Below are 19,595 nucleotides of genomic sequence, written 5' to 3'. Positions count from 1 at the left end.
GCTACGTTTGCCTGATGGCATTGGTGACGGCGCGATTTATCAAGCGACAGAATCTACACCACCCGCGTTAACACCGCTTCGCCCTGCGAAAACGCCAGCAGGTTTTCAAACACCAAATCTGCCATCGCCGCCATGGTTTCATGGGTGCTGCTGGCGAGATGCGGGGTGATCACCACATCATCACGCTGCAGTAACGCAGCAGGCACCGCCGGTTCATGCTCGAACACATCCAGACCGGCACCCGCAATCTCACCGGCTTCGAGCGCCGCAATCAACGCCTGCTCATCCACCACACTGCCGCGCGCAATGTTGATTAAAAAGCCCTTTGGCCCCAGCGCACGTAACACTTCAGCATTCACCAGATGATGTGTGGCGGCACCGCCGGGTAGGGTCAGCACCAAAAAATCCGCCTGCTTTGCCAGTGATAACAGCGAATCGTGGCGCGTGTAAGGCACATCCGGGCGTGAACGCGGGCTGTAAAAATGCACATCCATATCAAACGCCTGAGCGCGCTTGGCCAGCTCCTTACCAATCCCGCCCAGCCCGACAATCCCGCACACTTTACCGCCTACTTTGGTGGTCAACGGATAGCGCCCTTTCGCTTGCCAGTTACCGGCGCGCACATAACGATCCGATGCGCTGATGTGGCGCGCCACATCCAGCAGCAGCGCCATGCCGGTATCCGCCACGCAGCTGTTTAAAACGCCTGGCGTGTTGGTCACCACGATGCCACGCGCTTCGGCGGCAGCAATGTCTATCGCGTCATAGCCCACGCCGTTACTGCAAATCACCTTCAGATTGGGCAACTGCGCCAGTAGCTCAGCACTTGCTCCCATCAACGCATTGCCGCTGGTCACCAGCGCATCAATACTGGCACCGTGCTCTGCCAGCCACGCCGCCTGATCCTCCTGTTGCCACAAGCGCGAAGTGGTGAAGTGCGCATCCAGATTATCCTGCAGCCGCTGCGGCAACAGCGGCCCTTTTAGCAATACGTTAAACGGCTTTGATCCCATCTTGTTTCCCCTGATTTTCGAAGGATGTTGCAGACGAATCCTGCTCGTCACCGACGCGTTCAATCGGGCCCATCACCAGCAGGAACAGCAGCGCCGCGACGATGCAGTGCGCGCCAACGAACACCAATCCAATACTGTAGCTGCCGGTCAGACCGACGATGATGCCGAACAGCAGTGGCGTGATAAATCCGGCCATATTGCCGATGCCATTGAAGATCGCGCCCGCCAGACCTACTGCTTCTTTCGGTGCGGTATCGCTAACAATGGTCCAGGTACCCGCGCCAGCCGCCACGCCTTTGCCAAAGAAGGCAAACGACATAATGGCGATAATGCCGGCATTGGTCGGGATCACCGCCGCCAGAATCAGCGAGGCGGCCATCAGCATGCCGACGATATACGGCGTTTTACGCGCCCACGACAGGCTCCAGCCGTTAGCCAGCAACTTGTCAGAGATGTAACCGCCGCTGATGCCGCCCAGGAAGCCAAACAGCGCCGGGGCGATGGTGGCAAAGCCCGCTTCCATGATGTTCATGCCGCGTGCCTGCACCAGGTAAATCGGGAACCAGGTGATAAAGAAGTAGCTGAGCGCAATGATGCAGTATTGCCCGAGATAGGCGCACCACAGCATGCGATTGCTGAGCAAGGTTTTAAACATCGCTTTGCTCAAGGGTGGACGTGCTTTGAGCGTTTGTGCTGAATCGATATCCACCAGCGCACCGCCCTCCTCAATGTATTTCAGCTCTGCGGCTGACACATGCGGATGCTGTTTCGGGCTGCGCATATACCAACCCCACACAAACACCGCCAGCACGCCAATACCGCCCAGCACAAAGAATGGCCACTCCCAGCCAAAGCGCGATACCAGCCAGCCGGACAGCGGCGAGAAGATGGCAACGGCGAAGTACTGCGCCGAGGCAAACAGCGACGAAGCTCGACCGCGTTCGGCACCGGGGAACCACATGATCACCGCACGCGCGTTGGCCGGAAAACTCGGTGCTTCAATCAGTCCGAGGGCAAAACGCAGCGCAAACATCAGCGTCAGCGCCATGGTCATGCCGTTGGAAAACTCGCCAATAAAACCCATTAAAATGGTCGAAACCGACCACAGCGCCAGCGTCACGCCATAGACTTTTTTCGTACCGAAGCGGTCAAGGAAAATCCCGCCGGGGATCTGGCCGATCACATAGGCCCAACTGAATGCCGAGAGGATCAGCCCAAGCTGGATCGCTGATAAACCGAACTCCTCTTTGATCGCCGATCCGGAGATCGACAAGATCGAACGGTCGGCATAGGCCACCACGGATAGAAACAGGATCAGACAGAGGATCCAGATACGCACATGACTGTTCTCATTGCGGTTTTTGCTTAGTAACATGGCTGAACCCCTTGATGAAGGAGCGTCCTGCTCCGAAGCGATGATGTTCAGGAATACCGCTTAAATTTCACTGTTCAGCAACTATAGAGAGCCAGATATGGAGTGGTCATTGTGCGGATGGAGGAATCCGCGCGGCTTTTTTCCGCTGGTTTTGGCATCTGCCACAAAGCAGGGTGCGGCGCTGCACAGAACCTTAAAGAAGCCGATGCTTTTGCACCGGAATGTGCGCCAGCTCTGAGAAAAACCTTCGCAACATCACTATGAGCCTGCAAAGCATCATGTATCGGCTCGCCATAAAAAGCCGCAAAGCATCATGCACCGGCTCGTCATAGGAGGCCGCCTGCATCCTGCACCCGCGAGCAAAATGTGCGCTTAGCTGCAAAATCCATACATGTTGATTGTCAGGGTCCTTACCGCCTCGTAGTCTGAAAATGATTTCATTGAGCCATTTTCACTCTCATTGAAACATTCATTCTAATAACAAGCTTACCCTGGAGTCCGCAATGAAAACCCTCAAGGCGATACTGTTGCTTGGCCTGCTGTCCAGCTCTGCCTCGGCGTTGGCAGAAAAGATCGGCGTATCAATGGCGTATTTCGATCAGAACTTTTTAACCATTATTCGCCAGTCGATTGATAAAGAGGCCAAAGCGCGCGGGCTCGATGTGCAATTTGAAGATGCGCGCGGCGACGTTGGCCGTCAGACCGATCAGGTGCAGAGCTTTATCGGGGCGGGCGTCGACGCCATCATCGTCGATCCGGTGGATTCCGCCAGTACACCGCAGCTGACCAAACTGGCGCAGCAGGCGAAAATCCCGCTGGTATATGTTAACCGCACACCAGGCGACAAATCGCTGCCGTCCGGCGTGGTGTTTGTCGGTTCAGACGAGCGCGAATCGGGTACCTTGCAAATGGAAGCGCTGGCGAAAATGGCCAACTACAAAGGCAATGTGGCAATCATGATCGGCAATCTGACCGACGCAGGCGCACTGCAACGCACCAAAGATGTCGAGCAGGTGGTGGCGAAATATCCGGGCATGAAAGTGGTGCAGAAGCAGCCAGCGAACTATGCACGTAACGAAGGCATGGATTTGATGCTCAACTGGATTGGCAACGGCGAAGCGATTGATATCGTTGCCGCTAACAACGATGAAATGGCAATCGGTGCCGCGATGGCGCTGGCAAAGAGCAACAAGAAAATTCTGGTGGGCGGTATTGATGCCACGCCGGATGGCCTGAAAGCCATGGCGCAGGACAAAATGCAGGTCACCGTGTTCCAGGATGCGATTGGTCAGGGCAAAGCCTCGGTGGATGTAGCGCAGAAGCTGATGAAAGGCGAGAAAGTGGATTCACACGTGTGGATCCCGTTTGAACTGGTGACCAAAGAGAATATGCAGAAGTACGTGGAGAAGAGTCAGTAATTAAGGCCAATACCGCGCGATAAACCGCGCCGTCCTGCGACGGCGCAATGTATTGCGCAATCCACGATTACTCCCGCAGTTTCGCCATGACCACGATGTCGTGATACTCCCCCTCACGCAGGCAGGCTTTACGCTTCACGCCCTCTTGCTCAAAGCCGAGGCGCTGGTACAACCGTATCGCACGCGCGTTGTCATGAAACGCTTCCAGCTCAATACGCACCACACCGAGCCAGTTAAAGGCATAGTCGATGGCGTTGCGAATCAGTTTCTCACCGATACCCCGCCCGCCAAACGCTGGATCGACGCTGATACCAAAACTGATGCTGTGACGCGTACGCGGGCGCTGTTCGACAAACAGCGTCAGCTCGCCCACCATCTGCCCATCAATTTCGGCCACGAAACCGATATAGCCCGCCGCGTCCATGTTTTCGAATTTTTTCTGCCAGGTTTGCACGCTGGGAAACGGCAGCTGCGTGGTCCAGCGATACACGTCGGGGTGGCTGTAAAGGCGTTGATAAGCGGCCGCATCGGCCGGTTCGCGACCGCGAATGATCAGATCCATGTCGGTAATCCCTTTCACTTGCACTAAGCTGTTAACTCTCACCAAACGGAAGAGTGACTTTATGTTGTATCGTCGTTTTGAACGTTTTATCAATATTTTCCAGGATGCACCAACCGATTCTCCCCCTTCCAGCGTCTGGCCGTTTTACCTCTATTATCTGCGTCAGGTGTGGCCGAGCTTTGTCGCCCTGCTGATTGTGGGATTAGCGCAGGCGCTGATTGAAGTGGCGCTGTTCAGCTATCTCAGCCGCATCATCGATCTGGTCAATCACTCGACGCCCGCCACGCTGTTCACCGACAACTGGCAGGTGCTGCTATGGATGGGGTTTGTCGCGCTGATTCTGCGGCCGGTGATTATCGCGCTGCACGATATGCTGGTGCATCAGAGTATCAACCCGAGCATGACCAGCATGATCCGCTGGCAGCATCACAACTACGTGCTGCGCCAGAGCCTGAACTTCTTCCAGAACGATTTCGCCGGACGTATCGCCCAGCGCATCATGCAGACCGGCAACTCCCTGCGCGATTCCGCGGTGCAGCTGGTGGATGCCATCTGGCATGTGGTGATTTACGCGGTGACTTCGCTGGTGCTGTTTGCCGAGGCCGACTGGCGCCTGATGATTCCACTGATTATCTGGATTGTGGCGTATAGCGTCTCTCTGAGCTTCTTTGTGCCGCGCGTGAAGCAACGTTCGGTGGTCTCTTCCGAGGCGCGATCCAAACTGATGGGCACCATCGTCGATGGCTATACCAATATCGCCACCATCAAACTGTTCGCACATAACGATCTGGAGAAACGCTACGCGCGCGAAGCGATTCAGGAGCAGACCGACAAAACCCAGCACGCCAGCCGCATGGTCACCACCATGGATATCACACTATCGACGCTGAATGGTCTGCTGATTGTCAGCACTTCTGGCCTGGCATTGTGGCTGTGGAGCCAGTCGCTGATCAGCGTCGGTGCGATTGCGTTGGCCACCGGTCTGGTGATCCGCTTAGTGAACATGTCCGGCTGGATCATGTGGGTGGTGAACGGCATCTTTGAAAATATCGGCATGGTGCAGGATGGATTGAACACCATCGCGCAGCCGCTCAGCGTACAGGATGAGCCGCAGGCGAAAAACCTGCAGGTAACGCAGGGTCAGATCCGCTTTGAAGATGTGCGCTTTGATTACGGCGGCAGCCGCCAGGTGATCAATCGCCTCAACCTGAATATCAAACCGGGTGAAAAAATCGGCCTGATTGGGCCATCCGGTGCCGGTAAATCGACAATGGTGAACCTGCTGTTGCGGCTTTATGACATCAACGGCGGGCGCATCCTGATTGACGATCACAACATCGCCGAAGTCACGCAGGAGAGCCTGCGCGGCCAGATCGGCATGATCACTCAAGACACGTCGCTGCTGCACCGTTCGATTCGAGAAAACTTGCTGTACGGACGCCCAAACGCCACCGAAGACGAACTGCAGGCGGCGATTATCCGCGCCCGCGCCGATCAGTTCATTCCGCTGCTGTCCGATCCACAGGGCCGTACCGGGCTGGATGCGCATGTGGGTGAGCGCGGAGTGAAACTGTCCGGCGGTCAGCGTCAACGTATCGCCATCGCCCGCGTGCTGCTGAAAGATGCGCCGATTCTGATCATGGATGAGGCCACTTCCGCCCTCGATTCCGAAGTCGAAGCGGCGATTCAGGAAAGCCTGGAAACGCTGATGCAGGGCAAAACGGTGATTGCCATCGCGCACCGTCTCTCGACTATCGCCAAAATGGATCGACTGGTGGTGCTGGATAAAGGTGAGATTGTTGAGATGGGCAACCACCGCGAACTGCTGGCGCACAACGGGCTTTACGCGCGCCTGTGGCAGCATCAGACCGGTGGCTTTGTCGGCGAAGATTAATCGCCGCGTCGATATGGCAGGGCTTCGCGCGCTTCAATGGCATAGGCGCGGATCCCTGCCCGCTCCTGCACTAAATACTCGTCTACGGCTTCGCGCAATCCCGGATGACACAGGTAGTGCCATGAGTGGGTGATCTGCGGTTCGAAGCCGCGCACCAGTTTGTGCTCGCCTTGCGCTCCCGCATCAAAACGCTGTAATCCCTCGGCAATCGCAAAATCCATGCCCTGATAGAAGCAGGTTTCAAAGTGCAGGCGATCGAACTCCGCCAGGCAGCCCCAGTAACGCCCGTACAGCGAGTTGCCATCCACCAGATAGAACGCCATGGCGGCCGGATGGCCCTGTAGCGTGGCGATCACCACGCGAATCGATCGCGGCATGCGTTCGGCCAGCAGGCTGAAGAATTGCCGCGTGAGATAAGGACGCTGCCCGCGCACCGCATAGGTGTTGGCGTAGCAGGTGTAGACGAAATCCCACTGATCTTCGCTGAGTTCGTCACCGCGATACCAGTTGAACTCAAAGCCGCTGCTCGCCACCTGTTCGCGCTCTTTACGCAGTTGTTTGCGTTTGCGTGACATCAGCGTGTCGAGGAAATCCTGAAAATCGCGGTAGCCTTTGTTGTGCCAGTGATACTGGATGCCGAGACGCGCCAGCCAATCGGGCTGCTGCTCCATCACATCGTTGGCAAACGGCGTGGTGAAATTGATATGTGCGCCGCTCAGGCCGTTTTGCAGCAGTTCATCGGGCAACGCTGCGAGCAGCTGGCTGATGGCGGCTTGCTCGCCCAATAAACGCGCACCCGTAACCGGGCTGAACGGAATCGCCCCCAGCCACTTTGGATAGTATGGAATGCCGGCGCGGTGACAGGCATCAGCCCATGCGTGATCAAAGACGTATTCACCTTGCGAATTGCGTTTGCGATAGCCCGGCAGCGCGGCGCTCAGCACGCCCTTTTCACGCCACAGCAAGTGATCCGCCTGCCAGCCGTTTTCCGGCCGCACACTGCCACTCTCTTCCAGCGTGAGCAGAAAGGCATGGCGTAAAAACGGTTGATCGTCAGGTAACAGCGCATCCCATTCGAGGGCGGAAATCTCCGCCAGCGACGACAGGTGAAGCAAAGACATGCATGGCTCCCGGCCAGCTCAAGGCGAACAGCTAGTTCAACAGGTTTTGTCGCAGGGGAAAAGAGGGGGCGCACTGAATGTGCATCGACCATCTATTGGCATGAATCACGCCGGAGGGGTTTGGATTGGAAAGGACGCTTCCACCGCTTAAGGAAGCGACTCTGTTAGCCGATGAGTTTCAGGTCGTTTTTACGATGTTGCTTCTGGTCGTCATAATAATTTTCGTGTGTACCGAGGCTCAGAAGATAGATTTCCAGTCTCTGATCGACCCAGCTGTAACCCAACAGATATTGCTGCTTGCTCAGGTAAAACTTGTGCACCCAGAGATAGCTCAGGTCGCCCTTTTTGCGTTCACCGATCTCTGGGATAGCAATAATGCGGTCAATCTCTTGATCAACACCCTCCTGATCCTGTTCCGTCAGGCGGTTAAAAGCCTTGTCAAAACGGCGGGTCTGATAAATCTCAACTTCCTGTCCGGTCTTTTCTGCGCACATATTTTTTGACCTTGCCGTTATCCATTTCTGCTTTAGCCAGTAAGATTTCGTTGATGAAGGAGAACGTCAGATCGGGGTTATCCTCTGCGATGCGACCAATCTTCGCCCAATGCTCAATCTGCTTAGGCACGCTGCGGCTCATGGCTTCTGCATGTGTTTTCACATCTTCAACAAAATCATCGTCTAAGCGGACGCTGGTTGCCATATTTAAACCTCTTATTGTCGTCACCCGATACGTTGTTGTGAGGGTGGTTCCATTGATACGTCATTGCCAGACGTACAACAGAGGTGATTGTGCGACATATTGTCGCATTTGGCAATCAGTGATAGCAGCACGATTTACCGTGCCTCGATAACGAATGTGTATACTCACCTTTTTCGCTGTTCAGGAACCGCCATGGATCGTCTCGATTGTGACCGCATGTTTGTCGCGGTGCTGGAAGTAGGCAGCTTTGCCGGGGCGGCCGAGCGACTGGGCACCAGCAGCGGGCAGGCCTCCAAGCTGGTTTCCCGGCTGGAGCAGGAACTCGGCGTGCAGTTGTTCAAGCGCAGCACGCGTGCACTCTCAGCCACTGAAGTGGGTCGCGCCTATTACGAACGCGTGAAAACCCTGCTGGATGCTTTCGACACGCTGGATGCCACGGTACGCGAAAATGCCACCACGCCGACGGGGCGCTTAAAAATCAGTGCGCCCGGCACCTTTGGTACGGCGGTGCTCGCCAGCGTATTGGTCGCATTTGCGCGTCACTATCCGTTGATTGAACTGGACGTTAACTTCTCCGATCGTGCAGTGAACATCGTTGATGAAGGCTTCGATATGGCGATTCGCATTGGTAAACTAGATGACAGTAGCCTGATTGCACGTCGTTTGGGCGATGTGCCGATTCGCGTAGCGGCTTCGCCGGGCTATCTGCTGCAACAAGGCACACCGCAGCACTGGCGCGACCTGGCTGCGCATCAATGTATCAGTGACACCAACTTCCGCGATCCCTGGCACTGGCCGTTTGTGACGCCGTGCGGCGACAGCGTAAGCATGCCGATTCGCGGCCGCCTGTGTTTCTCCAATACCGAAGCCTGTTTACAGGCAGCCATCGCCGGATTGGGTATCGCACGTTTACCGGGTTTTATTGCCGCACATGCGCTACAACGCGGCGAAATCGTCTCGCTGCTGGATAACTTCGCCACGCCGCCGATGGGCCTGTTTGCCCTCTATCCCCCCGCTCGCCATCTGGCGCAGAAAACCCGCTTACTGATTGATTTCATCGCCGATCATTTCCAGCAGCATCCTCCCGGCTGATTCCTTCCAATTTGGAAGCAATGAAAGCCATTTTGCCCGGATTATCACCCAACCAGCAGCGCGGTATGCTCACTCCATCACCAGAGAGGAGTCGAGCATATGTTGGTTAACGGTAAGTGGAGCGCAGAGTGGCACCCGGTTCAAGCCACCGATAAACAGGGCGGATTTGTCCGTCAGACGTCCAGTTTTCGCCACTGGATCACCGCAGATGGCTCCAGCGAATTTGCCGCCGAGCCGGATCGCTATCATCTGTATGTGGCACTGATCTGCCCATGGGCATCACGCACACTGGTAGCACGCAGCCTGAAAGGACTGGAGAAAGTGATCAGCGTCTCGGTGGTCGAGCCGCAGCTGGGTGTGCAGGGCTGGCACTTCGGTGACTATCCGGGTGCTGATCGTGACTGGCTTAACAAAGCCGAGTACATCCACGAACTCTATACCCGCGCCGATGCTGACTTTACAGGCCGCGCCACGGTGCCGGTACTGTGGGATAAAAAGACGCAGACCATCGTGAACAACGAATCTGCTGACATCCTGCGTATGCTGAACAGCGGGTTTGGCGATCTGGCAGACAACAGCCTCGATCTGTATCCAGAAGATCTGCGCGCTGAGATCGACGCGATCAACGCATCGATCTATCCACGTCTCAACAACGGCGTGTATCGTACCGGCTTTGCCACCACGCAGGTGAGCTATCAGCAAGCGTTTAATGATGTGTTCAGCCAGTTAGACGAACTGGAACTGCGTCTGAAAGATGGCCGTACTTTCCTGCTGGGCGAGCGCCTGACCGAAGCCGATATTCGGGTGTTCGTGACGCTGGTGCGTTTTGACGTTGCTTATCATGGTCTGTTCAAATGTAACCTGCGCCGCCTGCGCGACTATCCGCTGCTCGATCGCTATCTGAAGAGTATGCTGGCGGTTTCGGGTGTGCGTCAGACAGTGAACATCGACCATATCAAGCAGGGCTACTATTCGATTAAGGCACTGAACCCGAACGGGATTGTGCCAGTAGGCCCGGATATGGCGGATTACGGACTTTAAGGAGCAGGATGATGGCAAAAGCGTTGGTGATTTTTTTACATGGTGTGGGCAGTAATGGCGACGATCTGGCAGGACTCGGCCAGCATTGGGCCAGCCTGCTGCCGGATGTGGCTTTTGCCTCGCCGAATGCGCCCTATCCGTTTGAACATGCAATGGGCTATCAGTGGTTTAGCCTGACGGGCATTACCCCAGAAAATCGTCCGGCGCGGGTGCGTGAAGCCCGCGCAGCGTTCGATGAGACTCTGCAACAGTTGATGGCGCAACACGGCATGGCGGACGCGTGGGATAAAGTGATTCTGGTAGGCTTTTCTCAGGGCTCGATCATGGCGCTGGATGCACTGGCACAGGGCCGTCATCCGCTGGCGGGCGTGGTGGCGTTTTCCGGACGATTGTCGTTTGACGGTGCATTAACCCCGGCTTCGCACACGCCTGCGTTGCTGATTCACGGCAAAGCGGATGGTGTGATTCCGTATAGCGAGAGTGAGTCAGCAGCACAGCGCCTGCAAGCGGCAGGCGTGACGGTGGAAGCGCGCTTTGAAGCCGCCACCGGTCATACCATTTCTTCACAGGGTGCGATGCAAGCGGCCGCCTTTATCGCCCAGTGCTTGCAGGATTAAGGCCAGTAGCGATTTAACGCGTTCCAGGCTTGTTGCGCAGCCACTTCGGGTGGCTGCGCTTTTAATCCATCGTTAAACACTTCAATGCCGACCGGGCCACGATAGCTGGCGCTTTTCAGCTTATCGACAAAGCGTTCCACTTCGATAATGCCGTCGCCGGGCAACAACCGCTGATGGCGCGCATAATCACTTAGCGCGCCCTTCTCTTGCGGCGGCATCTCCGCCATATCGCACAGTTGCACTTCATAGATACGATCGGCAGGAATGCCATCCAGCTGTGAGGCGTCCCCACCCAAGGCACAAATGTGGAACAGATCGACCACCAGTCCAATATTCGGTTGGTCCAGGCGCTGCAATCGTTCCCATGCCAGCGGCAGCGTATTATCAACGCTGCACCACGCCATGGGTTCGTACATGATGCGCATGTTATAGCGCGCGGCTTCTGAGGCCATCCAACGCAGATCTTCATCGATGCGCTCCGCCACGCAATCTTCACGCGTGGTGGCCGGTGCCTGAATGGTGTTGCAACCGATTGACTGCGCAATCCGGATAAACTGCCGCAGCTCTTCACGCTTTTGCAGACGTTCACGATCTGGCGCACCGGTAAAATCACGCAGCACCTGCAAATTGGTAAAGCCAAGATTTAACTGTTGAGCCAGCTGCGCTGTGGCTGCCTCAACATCATCCCGCCAGATTTCGACCTGATCGAAACCGGCGGCACGGGCCGCGCGCAGTTTCTGTTCAGGTTCACCGTTTAACAACACCAGGTTAAGGAATTTGGGGTTACTTCGCATCAACGGGCTCCCTAATCGTCCGGATAAATCGGTGACAGGTTCTGCTTGTCACGCAAACAGAACACCGACCAGTATCTACCTCTTAGGCGTTATTTCAAGCCCGTGATGCGCAGGGCTTTTATCCCAGCAGATTCACCACTGCAAAGCCGGCGAAGGTCATCAGCAGTGAACCAATCACATGCACCATCACGCTCGACATCGCCCAGAGGTATTTACCGGTTTGCAGCAAGCCGACAATTTCCGCTGAAAAGGTAGAGAAGGTGGTTAAACCGCCGCATAAGCCGGTGACAATCAGCAGTTTCCAGAAAGGGTCAATATGCGGATTGCGGACAAAAAAAGCCAACGCTGCACCGATGATAAAACCACCGACCAGATTCACCATTAAAGTGCCCGGTGGCAGATTGGGAAACAGCGCGTTGAACCGCAGAGAAATAAGCCAGCGCAGTGAACAGCCCACGGCACCACCGAGCATCACAGCCAGTAACGACTTCAACATACTTTTGGAGCTCCTGAAATGAGTGACGCGCAGGGCCGCGGCAGGACAGAAAAACACCTGACACACCGCCGTCTCCCGCGCAGGGATACGAGTGTTGTCAGGCGTCATCAGCCGTCTGTTTCCAGAACGGCGGTTGGGGAAGGTGGCACGCCATCACCTTAGCGGCATGATAATACGCTGGCGTCGCGGGGGTGACAATATCGGTCAACGATTGGCTTACCTTTGCACACGATTATGTTTTAACGTGGAGAACAACATAAGAGAGGAGATCCCGATGCGTACCCTGATTTTTGATACTGATATTGGCGTGGATGATGCCTTTGCGCTGGCGTATGCGGCGCGGACGCAGCGGTTGCTGGGGATTACCACGGTGTTTGGCAATGTGGCGGTCGGGCAAGCGGTGAAAAATGCCCGGCTGTTCTGCGAGAAGATGGAGATTGAGGCACCAGTCTATCGCGGTTGCTCCCGTCCGTTAGCATTAGCCCCTTCTGCGCCCGCCACGCTGCACGGCCTGGATGGATTAGGGGATGCATTCGAGAACTCACACAGTGAAGCAGCACCCAGCGCGGTGCAGTTTATTATTGATAGCGTGCGCGCACAGCCCCATGCCATCACCATCGTGGCGATTGGGCCGCTGACCAATATCGCCAGCGCCATCAATCAGGCGCCGGATATCATTCCGCTGGTGAAAGAATTGGTGATCATGGGCGGCGCATTTGGCACCGACGGCCATTCCGGCAACGTCTCGCCGTTTGCCGAGTTCAATATCTGGAAAGATCCGCATGCTGCCGATCAGGTGCTGGCCTCGGCGCTGCCGGTGGTGATATTACCGCTGGATGTGACGCACAAGGTGCTGATGACGGGTGATGAAGTGCGGCAGTTAAATCAGCCTGTACTCAGCGCGATATGCCGTCCGTATCTGGCGTACAGTCTGCAAAAGGAAGGGTTTGATGGCATGGCGCTGCATGACACGCTCACGCTCTCCTGGCTGGCTTTGCCACAGGCGTTTACCGTGACCGAAGCACCAGTGCGCGTGATAACGGAGGGCATCAGCCGTGGTCAGACAGTGAGACGCCTCAGCGCCCTCGCCTCACGTGAAGACCCGTTTGCTGGCTTACGCCCACAGCGCTTGTGCCTCGGCGTGGATGCCGAAGCAGTGCGGGAACACTTTTTTGCCGCACTGCGGGCATGAGATGGGTGGTCGCTATCAATGGCGTAATGCTTGCCAGTTAAGCGCCGGGTGATCACGCAGTCTGTTAAAAGGACACAATGGTTGAGGCCAGAGCGCGCCTCTTCCCCTGAACAGCCCCAGCACGCTCTTCAGCTTCAGTGCGTGCTGTTAAAAACGGCACGATGGCTGAGGCCAGAGCGCCTCTGCTGCTGCAAGGGCTATCCGCAGCGCTGAGGCTTTTACGTTGGGCCTGGAGCCAGGCGCAGGGAGGCGACTGGCAGTTCGGGTTGGCCAGGACGGCCTTACCTGAACTGAACCCCTTAACCCGAACGGTCCGCAGGCACGACGTGGAAGCCGAAGGCACCGCGTCAGCGGCGCGAGGACGGCCCGGCAGCAGCAGAGGTGCTCTGGCTCGCATACGCGCGCAGTGAGACGCGAGTACGGCCCGGCAGCAGCATAGGCGCTCAGGCCCGCATTCGCGCGCAGCAATGCGCACCGACTACCTCGCGAAATGAATCACGCCCTTAATCAACTCACGATTGTTGATCACCTCTGACTCAAAGGTCTCCGCCAAAGTAGAAAAGTCATAATGACGATTCAGCATGATATCGGCACGTAGCTGCCCACTCGCCATCAATTCGCCGACTTTTGCGAAATCTTCGTGCGTCGCATTGCGACTGCCCATCAACGTTGTTTCACGTTTGTGGAACTCAATGTCTGGAATCACCAAATCACCTTTGTGCAGGCCGACAAACACAATGGTGCCGCCATGACGAATCAGCTTCACCGCACCGTTCATCGCCGCCGGGTTGCCGGTCGCATCAATCACCTTCGCAGCCAGACGCCCACCAAACTCTGCACGTAGCGTGATTTCGAAATCTTCTGCCATCGGGTTGAGGGTCGCGAGCCCCAGCTTTTCTGCGACATGCGCACGTCGCGGTTCGCTGGTATCGGCCACCACTACCTGCGCGCCCGCGGCCGCCGCAATCGCGGCTACACCTAAACCAATCGGTCCGGCACCGACCACCAGCACCTGCTCATCCGCTGCCACCGCCGCACGACGTACCGCATGCGCACTGATCGCAAAAGGCTCGATCAGTGCCGCCGCTTCCGGCGCCACATCATCAACCGCTAACAGGTTGCTGGCGGGTACGCTGAGGAACTCGCAGAAGCCACCATCCTGATGTACGCCAATTACCGAAATATTCTCGCAGCAGTTAGTTTTACCACTCAGACAGGCATCGCACTGCTGGCAGGAAACATAGGGAATCAGCGCCACGCGCTGCCCTACTTTGAAATCCGTTACTCGACAGCCCAGCTCCACCACTTCGCCACACAGCTCGTGGCCCAGAACGCGTGGATAGCTAAAGAACGGCTGATTGCCCGCCCAGGCATGAATATCGGTGCCGCAAATCCCGGCGGCAATCGGTTTAATCACAACCTCCTGGTCGGCCGGAGTCGGTTTCTTACGCTGCTGCCACACCATATTGCGCGGCTCGGCAACCACCAGGGTTTTCATTGTTGTCATGGGCTTCTCCTGTGCTGATGTCGCAGTTTTGGCGAAAATCAGCCACCCGCGCCGTTTGCACATGCTGAAGTGTGAGGCAGCGCCCTTTTTTTGGGCTTTGTGTGGTTTTTAATAAATAAAAAACCGGAGAAGCGCATGAGCCGAAGCCTGAATTTACGCCAGAACGTGATCAATCAAATGCTGGAAGGCATCGCTAAACGCCACATCCGCTCTCCGCTGCCACCGCAAGCCGCGCTGGCGGAAATGTTCAATATCAGCCGCACCACCGTGCGCCATACCCTGCAGCATCTACATGAGCGCGGCGTACTGGATAAAGTTGAAGAAACTTACGTTATTGTGCGCGATCCCAGCGAAGAGGATGGTTTTAGCGCGTTAACGCCGCCGATCGATCAACAAGCGCGTTTGTTTGAACAGGCGTTTTTTAATCTGATTAACCAGCGACAGCTGATGCCCGGCGACAGTTTTAGTGAGTTGCAGTTGGCACAACAGGTCAAGGCCAGTCCGGTAGTGGTGCGCGAGTTCTTGCTGCGGTTTATGCGTTACGACCTGCTGGAACCGGTAAAGCGGGGTCACTGGCGCATGAAAAAAATTGATCAGCCCTACGCCGAAAACCTGTTCGAACTGCGTGAAATGCTGGAAACACATGCACTTACCCGCTTCCTTAACCTGCCTTCCAGTGATGAACGCTGGATTCAGGCACGTGATCTGCTGGACCGTCACCGTGCCATGCGTGACACCATCGCCAGCAACTACCGCCACTTTGCCGCGCTGGATAAAGAGATGCATACGCTGATTCTGTCAGCGGCGAACAATCCGTTCTTCAATCAGTCACTGGAGATCATCTCGGTAATTTTTCATTCGCATTATCAATGGGATGAAACGGATTTAAAGCAACGTAATATCGTGGCATTGGAGGAGCATATGGCGATTCTGACCGCGCTAATCAGCCGCCGGGATGTTGAAGCCCTGTGCGCGTTACATAACCATCTCGGTACAGCTAAATCGTCGATGATTCGCTGTATTCGTCAGTACAATTAAAAACCGATTAAAAACCACAATTCTTAAGCGCCCGCACGAATCTGAAACATCCTCGCAACATCCCGACCGGTTTACTTCTAGTCTCCAAAGCAATCTGTTGTGGCAGCACCGTTTCGCTGCCGCAGGACCCCAATCCTCGATAACGATAAGACCCCATACCTGGGAGGTTGCAATGGAAAATACATCTGCACGTGGCCGTGACGCCGCGCCAACATCCGCCGTCGATGGACAAGACTTTGTCCCGGCACGCGGCGATGTGGTGCGCTCACCGCGCATTAAGAAGATTCAGGTTACCGCCATGTTGTTGCTGCTGTTTGCGGCCATCATCAACTATCTCGATCGTAGCTCGCTGTCAGTGGCCAATATGACCATTCGTGGAGAACTGGGTTTATCCGCCACCGAAATTGGTGTGCTGCTGTCGGCGTTCTCGCTGGCCTACGGCCTGGCACAGTTGCCTTGTGGTGCGCTGCTGGATCGCAAAGGTCCGCGCATCATGCTAGCGCTCGGCATGTTTGTCTGGTCACTGTTCCAGGCCGCTGCCGGTCTGGTGCATAACTTCACGCAGTTTGTGCTGGTGCGTATCGGATTGGGAATTGGTGAAGCGCCGATGAACCCGTGCGGCGTTAAGGTGATCAACGACTGGTTCAACATCAAAGATCGCGGCATGCCGATGGGGATTTTTAACGCCGCGTCGATGATTGGCCTGTCGATTGCGCCACCGATTCTGGCAGCGATGATGCTGGTAATGGGCTGGCGCGGCATGTTCGTGACCATCGGTGTGCTGGGTATGTTCCTCGCCATTGGCTGGTATGTGATGTACCGCAACCGCGACAACAGCAAATTGAGCGGTGAAGAGATTCACTATCTGCAAGCGGGCAGCGTGGCATCACGCAAAGAGCCGCTGAGCTTTGCCGAGTGGCGCGGTTTGTTCAAGCAGCGCACCATGTGGGGCATGATGATTGGCTTCAGCGGCATCAACTATACCGCGTGGCTCTACATTGCCTGGCTGCCGGGTTATCTGCAATCGACCTATCATCTGGATCTGAAAAGCACCGGGTTGCTGGCGGCGATTCCATTCCTGTTTGGCGCCGCGGGCATGTTGCTGAACGGCTATGTGGTAGATGCCTTGGTGCGTCGTGGAATGGATGCAGTGAAAGTGCGTAAGGTATCGATTGTCAGCGGCATGCTGCTGTCTGCAGCCTTCACCACTTTCGTCACCCGTGCAACAGACACCGCCAGTGCAGTGACGCTGATTGGCATGGCGCTGTTCTGCATTCACTTTGCCGGGACATCTTGCTGGGGCTTGATTCACGCTAACGTTACCGCACGTATGACGGCATCGGTGGGCAGCATCCAGAACTTCGCCAGCTTTGTGTTTGCCTCGTTTGCGCCGGTGATCACCGGTTGGGTGCTGGATACCACCAAGTCATTCAGCCTCGCGCTGATGATTTGTGCAGGCGTCACCGTGGTGGGTGCGCTGGCTTATCTGCTGCTGGTGCGTAAACCGATTACGGATGGGGTGTAAGTCGTCAATTGCGCGATAAACCGCATCGCTAGGGCAGGGTGCATATCTTTGTAGCGCGATGAATCGCGCCGCTACGGCAGAGCTCATGTTTTTTGTAGCGGCGCAATTTATTGCGCAATCAGTTCGTAGCCAGTTCGCCGTCATTTACAGGCTAAAAAACCGCGTTTCACACTGCCGCGCGATCTCCCACAGCTTATTGCGAATCACCTGTTTCAACTGCAAGGTCGATTGCGATTGTGGCTGGTCGCGGCGGCTGATCAGCATCACTTCAAACGGCAGCGGTTGTGCCACCGGCAGCAGTTTTAGCTGGTCGGCATAGCGGCAGGCGGTAAACAGATCCACTACGCCCACACCGCCGCCTGCCAGCACCATATCAGCAATCACCGAATAGGTTTTGATCGACAGCGACACCGCCGGGTCCAGCCCTTTGTCACGCAAAGCGCGATGCAGCACGCGCCCAAGTGGGTCTTGGTTCTGCATCATCAACAGGTTGTTGGCACACAACCACTCCAGCGTGGCGGGTTCGTTATGAGTGTGATGCTGCGGCAGTAGCGCCACCATCGACGATTGAAACAGCGGTTCCGCCAGCAGATCGGCATCGACCTGCTGACCAAACACCAGCGCGAAATCGAGCTGGTTATCCATGATCATCTGGCACAGCGTGCTGAAGTGCTCGGTCACTAACTCCACACTCACCGACGCAGCCTGCTGTCGCCAGTTAACCAGTGCGGGCGCTAATACCATCTGACCAAAAGCGTGTGCAGCTCCCACACGCACCGTTTGCCCCTCGCCGCGCCGCAACTGCTCGGTAAGTTGGGTGATGGAGTGTAAACGCTGGTAGAGATCTTCCACTTCGGGCAGTAAACGCCGACCTTCTGCGGTGACCACCATCCCCTGCGCACGCCGTTCAAACAGGGCAAATCCCAACTGCTGCTCGGCGTGCGTTAAGACGCGGCTGACATTTGGCTGCGACACATTGAGCAATCGCGCCGCCGCACTGATGCTGCCGGTCTGCACTATCGCCTGAAAAACCTCAATGTGTCGCAATCGCATAATTACTCGCCCCAGGTCGCTTCAAGCACGCGCAGCCAGTTGCCGTGGCAAATTTTTTCCAGCAGTTCGCGCGAATAACCACGCGCCGCCAGCGCGTTCACCACCAGTGGGAAACCGGCCACATCTTTCATGTCGCCTGGCATGGTGGCACCATCCAGATCCGAGCCAAAGCCGACGCCATCTTCACCGACTTTTTCCAGCAGGTATTCCACATGCTGCACGATGGCATCCACGGTGGTCGGCGCATGACGATCGCCATCTTCACGCAGGAACGGCACGGCGAAGTTCACGCCGACAAAGCCGTGGGTTTCTTTAATGGCCGCCAGCTGGCGATCGGTAAGGTTGCGCGACTGCGCACTGATGACATGGGCATTGGAGTGGCTGGCCACCAGCGGCGCATCGCTGATCTCTGCGGTATGCCAGAAGCCCTTCTCATCCATGTGCGACAGGTCAACCATGATCCGGCGTTGATTACAGTCGCGCACCAGTTGCTTGCCCGCCGCCGTTAAGCCGTTGCCGACATCCGGCGATGACGGATACAGGAACGGCACGCCCTCACCAAATTGATTCGGACGACTCCACAGTGGCCCCAGCGTACGAAGACCGCTGGCATACAGGATATCCAGTAGCTCGCCGTTGGTATCCAGCGCTTCCGCCCCTTCCACGTGCATCACCACCGCCAGCACGTCCCTGGCCATACAGTCGCGAATATCGCGCACGCTGCGGCAAATTTTCACTTGCCCCTCTGAGGCCTGTTCGATGCGCAGCAGCAACGCCAGCATCGAAAAAGTGGCATCACGCGCAGCGCCAATAATTTCCTGAGGAAAATCTGAGAGGTCTGGCGCACTTCTTGCAATCAGAGGGTGAGACGGCACCCAGGTGGCAAATATCCCACCTACCATATTTCCTTGACGGATACGCGGCAGGTCCATCTGACCGCGTCCAGTACCCTGCAGGAAGGCCTGCACCGCGTTGGGTTGATGGTGTTGCCAGAGTTTATTGAGCACATCGTTGTGACCGTCAAAGACCGGAATATTGAAGATGTCAGACATGTTGTATCGATTCCATGTTCGGGAGAAAGCGCAAGTTCTGCCTGCTGGCGGGGCAAATTGCACCAAAAAGAGGCAAGGCTTCACGCATGAAACAAATGACTTAATC

General features: G+C 56.1%; 19 protein-coding genes and 1 riboswitch. Of the genes, 8 read left to right on the top strand and 11 right to left on the bottom strand.

The genetic code is table 11. The features are described from left to right. Positions 1–53: 53 nt before the first annotated feature. On the bottom strand, positions 54–1,013 hold the full coding sequence (locus tag JK231_RS18325; RefSeq protein ID WP_211729198.1) for a 2-hydroxyacid dehydrogenase: 960 nt from the start codon (positions 1,011–1,013) through the stop codon (positions 54–56). Next, positions 994–2,388: an MFS transporter gene (locus JK231_RS18320; protein WP_211729197.1), complete on the bottom strand. Its 1,395-nt coding sequence runs from the start codon at positions 2,386–2,388 to the stop codon at positions 994–996. Before JK231_RS18320 ends, JK231_RS18325 begins: the two co-directional genes overlap by 20 nt. 503 nt (positions 2,389–2,891) lie before the next feature. On the opposite strand from JK231_RS18320, the gene JK231_RS18315 reads away from it, so the two are divergent. Further along, positions 2,892–3,806: a sugar ABC transporter substrate-binding protein gene (locus JK231_RS18315; protein ID WP_097119426.1), complete on the top strand. Its 915-nt coding sequence runs from the start codon at positions 2,892–2,894 to the stop codon at positions 3,804–3,806. A gap of 67 nt (positions 3,807–3,873) precedes the next feature. Here JK231_RS18315 and JK231_RS18310 read toward each other — a convergent pair whose 3' ends face one another. Beyond that, a complete protein-coding gene (locus JK231_RS18310; protein ID WP_097119427.1) occupies positions 3,874–4,368 on the bottom strand; it encodes a GNAT family N-acetyltransferase in 495 nt (164 codons plus the stop codon). Positions 4,369–4,429: 61 nt separating this feature from the next. Between JK231_RS18310 and JK231_RS18305 the strand changes: the two genes are divergently transcribed. Further along, positions 4,430–6,262 carry an ABC transporter ATP-binding protein gene (locus tag JK231_RS18305; RefSeq protein ID WP_211729196.1) on the top strand — a complete coding sequence of 611 codons (1,833 nt, stop codon included), beginning with the start codon at positions 4,430–4,432 and terminating at the stop codon, positions 6,260–6,262. On the opposite strand, the gene JK231_RS18300 is transcribed toward JK231_RS18305, so the two are convergent. From JK231_RS18300 to JK231_RS18290, 3 genes are all read right to left on the bottom strand, one after another. Further along, complete coding sequence (locus JK231_RS18300) at positions 6,259–7,383, bottom strand: GNAT family N-acetyltransferase (RefSeq protein WP_211729195.1); 1,125 nt, start codon at positions 7,381–7,383, stop codon at positions 6,259–6,261. The two genes, JK231_RS18305 and JK231_RS18300, sit on opposite strands and share 4 nt — an antisense overlap. A gap of 164 nt (positions 7,384–7,547) precedes the next feature. Further along, a complete protein-coding gene (locus JK231_RS18295; protein ID WP_097119430.1) occupies positions 7,548–7,877 on the bottom strand; it encodes a type II toxin-antitoxin system RelE/ParE family toxin in 330 nt (109 codons plus the stop codon). Next, positions 7,846–8,082 carry a ParD-like family protein gene (locus tag JK231_RS18290; RefSeq protein ID WP_034819879.1) on the bottom strand — a complete coding sequence of 79 codons (237 nt, stop codon included), beginning with the start codon at positions 8,080–8,082 and terminating at the stop codon, positions 7,846–7,848. Before JK231_RS18290 ends, JK231_RS18295 begins: the two co-directional genes overlap by 32 nt. Positions 8,083–8,274: 192 nt before the next feature. Here JK231_RS18290 and JK231_RS18285 point away from each other — a divergent pair, with 192 nt between their 5' ends. The 3 genes from JK231_RS18285 to JK231_RS18275 all read left to right on the top strand — a co-directional run bounded on the left by JK231_RS18285 (position 8,275) and on the right by JK231_RS18275 (position 10,832). After that, positions 8,275–9,174, top strand: a complete 900-nt coding sequence (locus tag JK231_RS18285) for a LysR family transcriptional regulator (RefSeq protein WP_211729194.1) — start codon at positions 8,275–8,277, stop codon at positions 9,172–9,174. Between the two features lie 99 nt (positions 9,175–9,273). Then, positions 9,274–10,215, top strand: a complete 942-nt coding sequence (locus tag JK231_RS18280) for a glutathione S-transferase family protein (RefSeq protein ID WP_211729193.1) — start codon at positions 9,274–9,276, stop codon at positions 10,213–10,215. An 11-nt stretch (positions 10,216–10,226) separates the two neighbouring features. Continuing rightward, complete coding sequence (locus JK231_RS18275; RefSeq protein WP_034819904.1) at positions 10,227–10,832, top strand: prolyl oligopeptidase family serine peptidase; 606 nt, start codon at positions 10,227–10,229, stop codon at positions 10,830–10,832. Here the strand turns inward: JK231_RS18275 and JK231_RS18270 are convergent. Together JK231_RS18270 and crcB are read right to left on the bottom strand one after the other, a co-directional pair. Continuing rightward, positions 10,829–11,626, bottom strand: a complete 798-nt coding sequence (locus JK231_RS18270) for a sugar phosphate isomerase/epimerase family protein (protein WP_211729192.1) — start codon at positions 11,624–11,626, stop codon at positions 10,829–10,831. The two genes, JK231_RS18275 and JK231_RS18270, sit on opposite strands and share 4 nt — an antisense overlap. Positions 11,627–11,744: 118 nt before the next feature. Next, a complete protein-coding gene (crcB, locus tag JK231_RS18265) occupies positions 11,745–12,122 on the bottom strand; it encodes a fluoride efflux transporter CrcB (protein ID WP_034819910.1) in 378 nt (125 codons plus the stop codon). A gap of 91 nt (positions 12,123–12,213) precedes the next feature. Next, positions 12,214–12,289: riboswitch (Fluoride riboswitch) on the bottom strand. A 107-nt stretch (positions 12,290–12,396) separates the two neighbouring features. Here crcB and JK231_RS18260 point away from each other — a divergent pair. Next, positions 12,397–13,314: a nucleoside hydrolase gene (locus JK231_RS18260; protein ID WP_211729191.1), complete on the top strand. Its 918-nt coding sequence runs from the start codon at positions 12,397–12,399 to the stop codon at positions 13,312–13,314. Between the two features lie 478 nt (positions 13,315–13,792). On the opposite strand, the gene JK231_RS18255 is transcribed toward JK231_RS18260, so the two are convergent. Next, entirely contained in the window at positions 13,793–14,821 is a 1,029-nt protein-coding gene (locus JK231_RS18255) for a zinc-binding alcohol dehydrogenase family protein (protein WP_097119435.1), read from the bottom strand. 135 nt (positions 14,822–14,956) lie between these two features. On the opposite strand from JK231_RS18255, the gene JK231_RS18250 reads away from it, so the two are divergent. Beyond that, positions 14,957–15,859 carry a GntR family transcriptional regulator gene (locus tag JK231_RS18250; RefSeq protein ID WP_211729190.1) on the top strand — a complete coding sequence of 301 codons (903 nt, stop codon included), beginning with the start codon at positions 14,957–14,959 and terminating at the stop codon, positions 15,857–15,859. A gap of 172 nt (positions 15,860–16,031) precedes the next feature. After that, on the top strand, positions 16,032–17,384 hold the full coding sequence (locus tag JK231_RS18245) for an MFS transporter (RefSeq protein ID WP_211729189.1): 1,353 nt from the start codon (positions 16,032–16,034) through the stop codon (positions 17,382–17,384). A 144-nt stretch (positions 17,385–17,528) separates the two neighbouring features. Here the strand turns inward: JK231_RS18245 and JK231_RS18240 are convergent, their stop codons facing one another. Continuing rightward, positions 17,529–18,437, bottom strand: a complete 909-nt coding sequence (locus JK231_RS18240) for a LysR family transcriptional regulator (protein ID WP_211729188.1) — start codon at positions 18,435–18,437, stop codon at positions 17,529–17,531. Between the two features lie 2 nt (positions 18,438–18,439). Beyond that, positions 18,440–19,489, bottom strand: a complete 1,050-nt coding sequence (locus JK231_RS18235) for a dipeptidase (RefSeq protein ID WP_211729187.1) — start codon at positions 19,487–19,489, stop codon at positions 18,440–18,442. Between the last annotated feature and the right edge of the window lie 106 nt (positions 19,490–19,595).

This window comes from Pantoea sp. JGM49 (genome assembly GCF_018257655.1).
GTDB classification, from domain to species: domain Bacteria; phylum Pseudomonadota; class Gammaproteobacteria; order Enterobacterales; family Enterobacteriaceae; genus Pantoea; species Pantoea communis.
This window is presented reverse-complemented; position numbering and strand designations above follow the sequence as displayed.

What these genes read in the sequence shown, in the direction of transcription:
- JK231_RS18270 (WP_211729192.1), bottom strand. Translation starts at nt 11,626, where the DNA reads ATGCGAAGTAACCCCAAATTCCTTAACCTGGTGTTGTTAAACGGTGAA.
- JK231_RS18275 (WP_034819904.1), top strand. Translation starts at nt 10,227, where the DNA reads ATGGCAAAAGCGTTGGTGATTTTTTTACATGGTGTGGGCAGTAATGGC.
- JK231_RS18245 (WP_211729189.1), top strand. Translation starts at nt 16,032, where the DNA reads ATGGAAAATACATCTGCACGTGGCCGTGACGCCGCGCCAACATCCGCC.
- JK231_RS18260 (WP_211729191.1), top strand. Translation starts at nt 12,397, where the DNA reads ATGCGTACCCTGATTTTTGATACTGATATTGGCGTGGATGATGCCTTT.
- JK231_RS18280 (WP_211729193.1), top strand. Translation starts at nt 9,274, where the DNA reads ATGTTGGTTAACGGTAAGTGGAGCGCAGAGTGGCACCCGGTTCAAGCC.
- JK231_RS18325 (WP_211729198.1), bottom strand. Translation starts at nt 1,013, where the DNA reads ATGGGATCAAAGCCGTTTAACGTATTGCTAAAAGGGCCGCTGTTGCCG.
- JK231_RS18285 (WP_211729194.1), top strand. Translation starts at nt 8,275, where the DNA reads ATGGATCGTCTCGATTGTGACCGCATGTTTGTCGCGGTGCTGGAAGTA.
- JK231_RS18305 (WP_211729196.1), top strand. Translation starts at nt 4,430, where the DNA reads ATGTTGTATCGTCGTTTTGAACGTTTTATCAATATTTTCCAGGATGCA.
- JK231_RS18300 (WP_211729195.1), bottom strand. Translation starts at nt 7,383, where the DNA reads ATGTCTTTGCTTCACCTGTCGTCGCTGGCGGAGATTTCCGCCCTCGAA.
- crcB (WP_034819910.1), bottom strand. Translation starts at nt 12,122, where the DNA reads ATGTTGAAGTCGTTACTGGCTGTGATGCTCGGTGGTGCCGTGGGCTGT.
- JK231_RS18250 (WP_211729190.1), top strand. Translation starts at nt 14,957, where the DNA reads ATGAGCCGAAGCCTGAATTTACGCCAGAACGTGATCAATCAAATGCTG.
- JK231_RS18320 (WP_211729197.1), bottom strand. Translation starts at nt 2,388, where the DNA reads ATGTTACTAAGCAAAAACCGCAATGAGAACAGTCATGTGCGTATCTGG.
- JK231_RS18310 (WP_097119427.1), bottom strand. Translation starts at nt 4,368, where the DNA reads ATGGATCTGATCATTCGCGGTCGCGAACCGGCCGATGCGGCCGCTTAT.
- JK231_RS18255 (WP_097119435.1), bottom strand. Translation starts at nt 14,821, where the DNA reads ATGACAACAATGAAAACCCTGGTGGTTGCCGAGCCGCGCAATATGGTG.
- JK231_RS18240 (WP_211729188.1), bottom strand. Translation starts at nt 18,437, where the DNA reads ATGCGATTGCGACACATTGAGGTTTTTCAGGCGATAGTGCAGACCGGC.
- JK231_RS18315 (WP_097119426.1), top strand. Translation starts at nt 2,892, where the DNA reads ATGAAAACCCTCAAGGCGATACTGTTGCTTGGCCTGCTGTCCAGCTCT.
- JK231_RS18235 (WP_211729187.1), bottom strand. Translation starts at nt 19,489, where the DNA reads ATGTCTGACATCTTCAATATTCCGGTCTTTGACGGTCACAACGATGTG.
- JK231_RS18295 (WP_097119430.1), bottom strand. Translation starts at nt 7,877, where the DNA reads ATGTGCGCAGAAAAGACCGGACAGGAAGTTGAGATTTATCAGACCCGC.
- JK231_RS18290 (WP_034819879.1), bottom strand. Translation starts at nt 8,082, where the DNA reads ATGGCAACCAGCGTCCGCTTAGACGATGATTTTGTTGAAGATGTGAAA.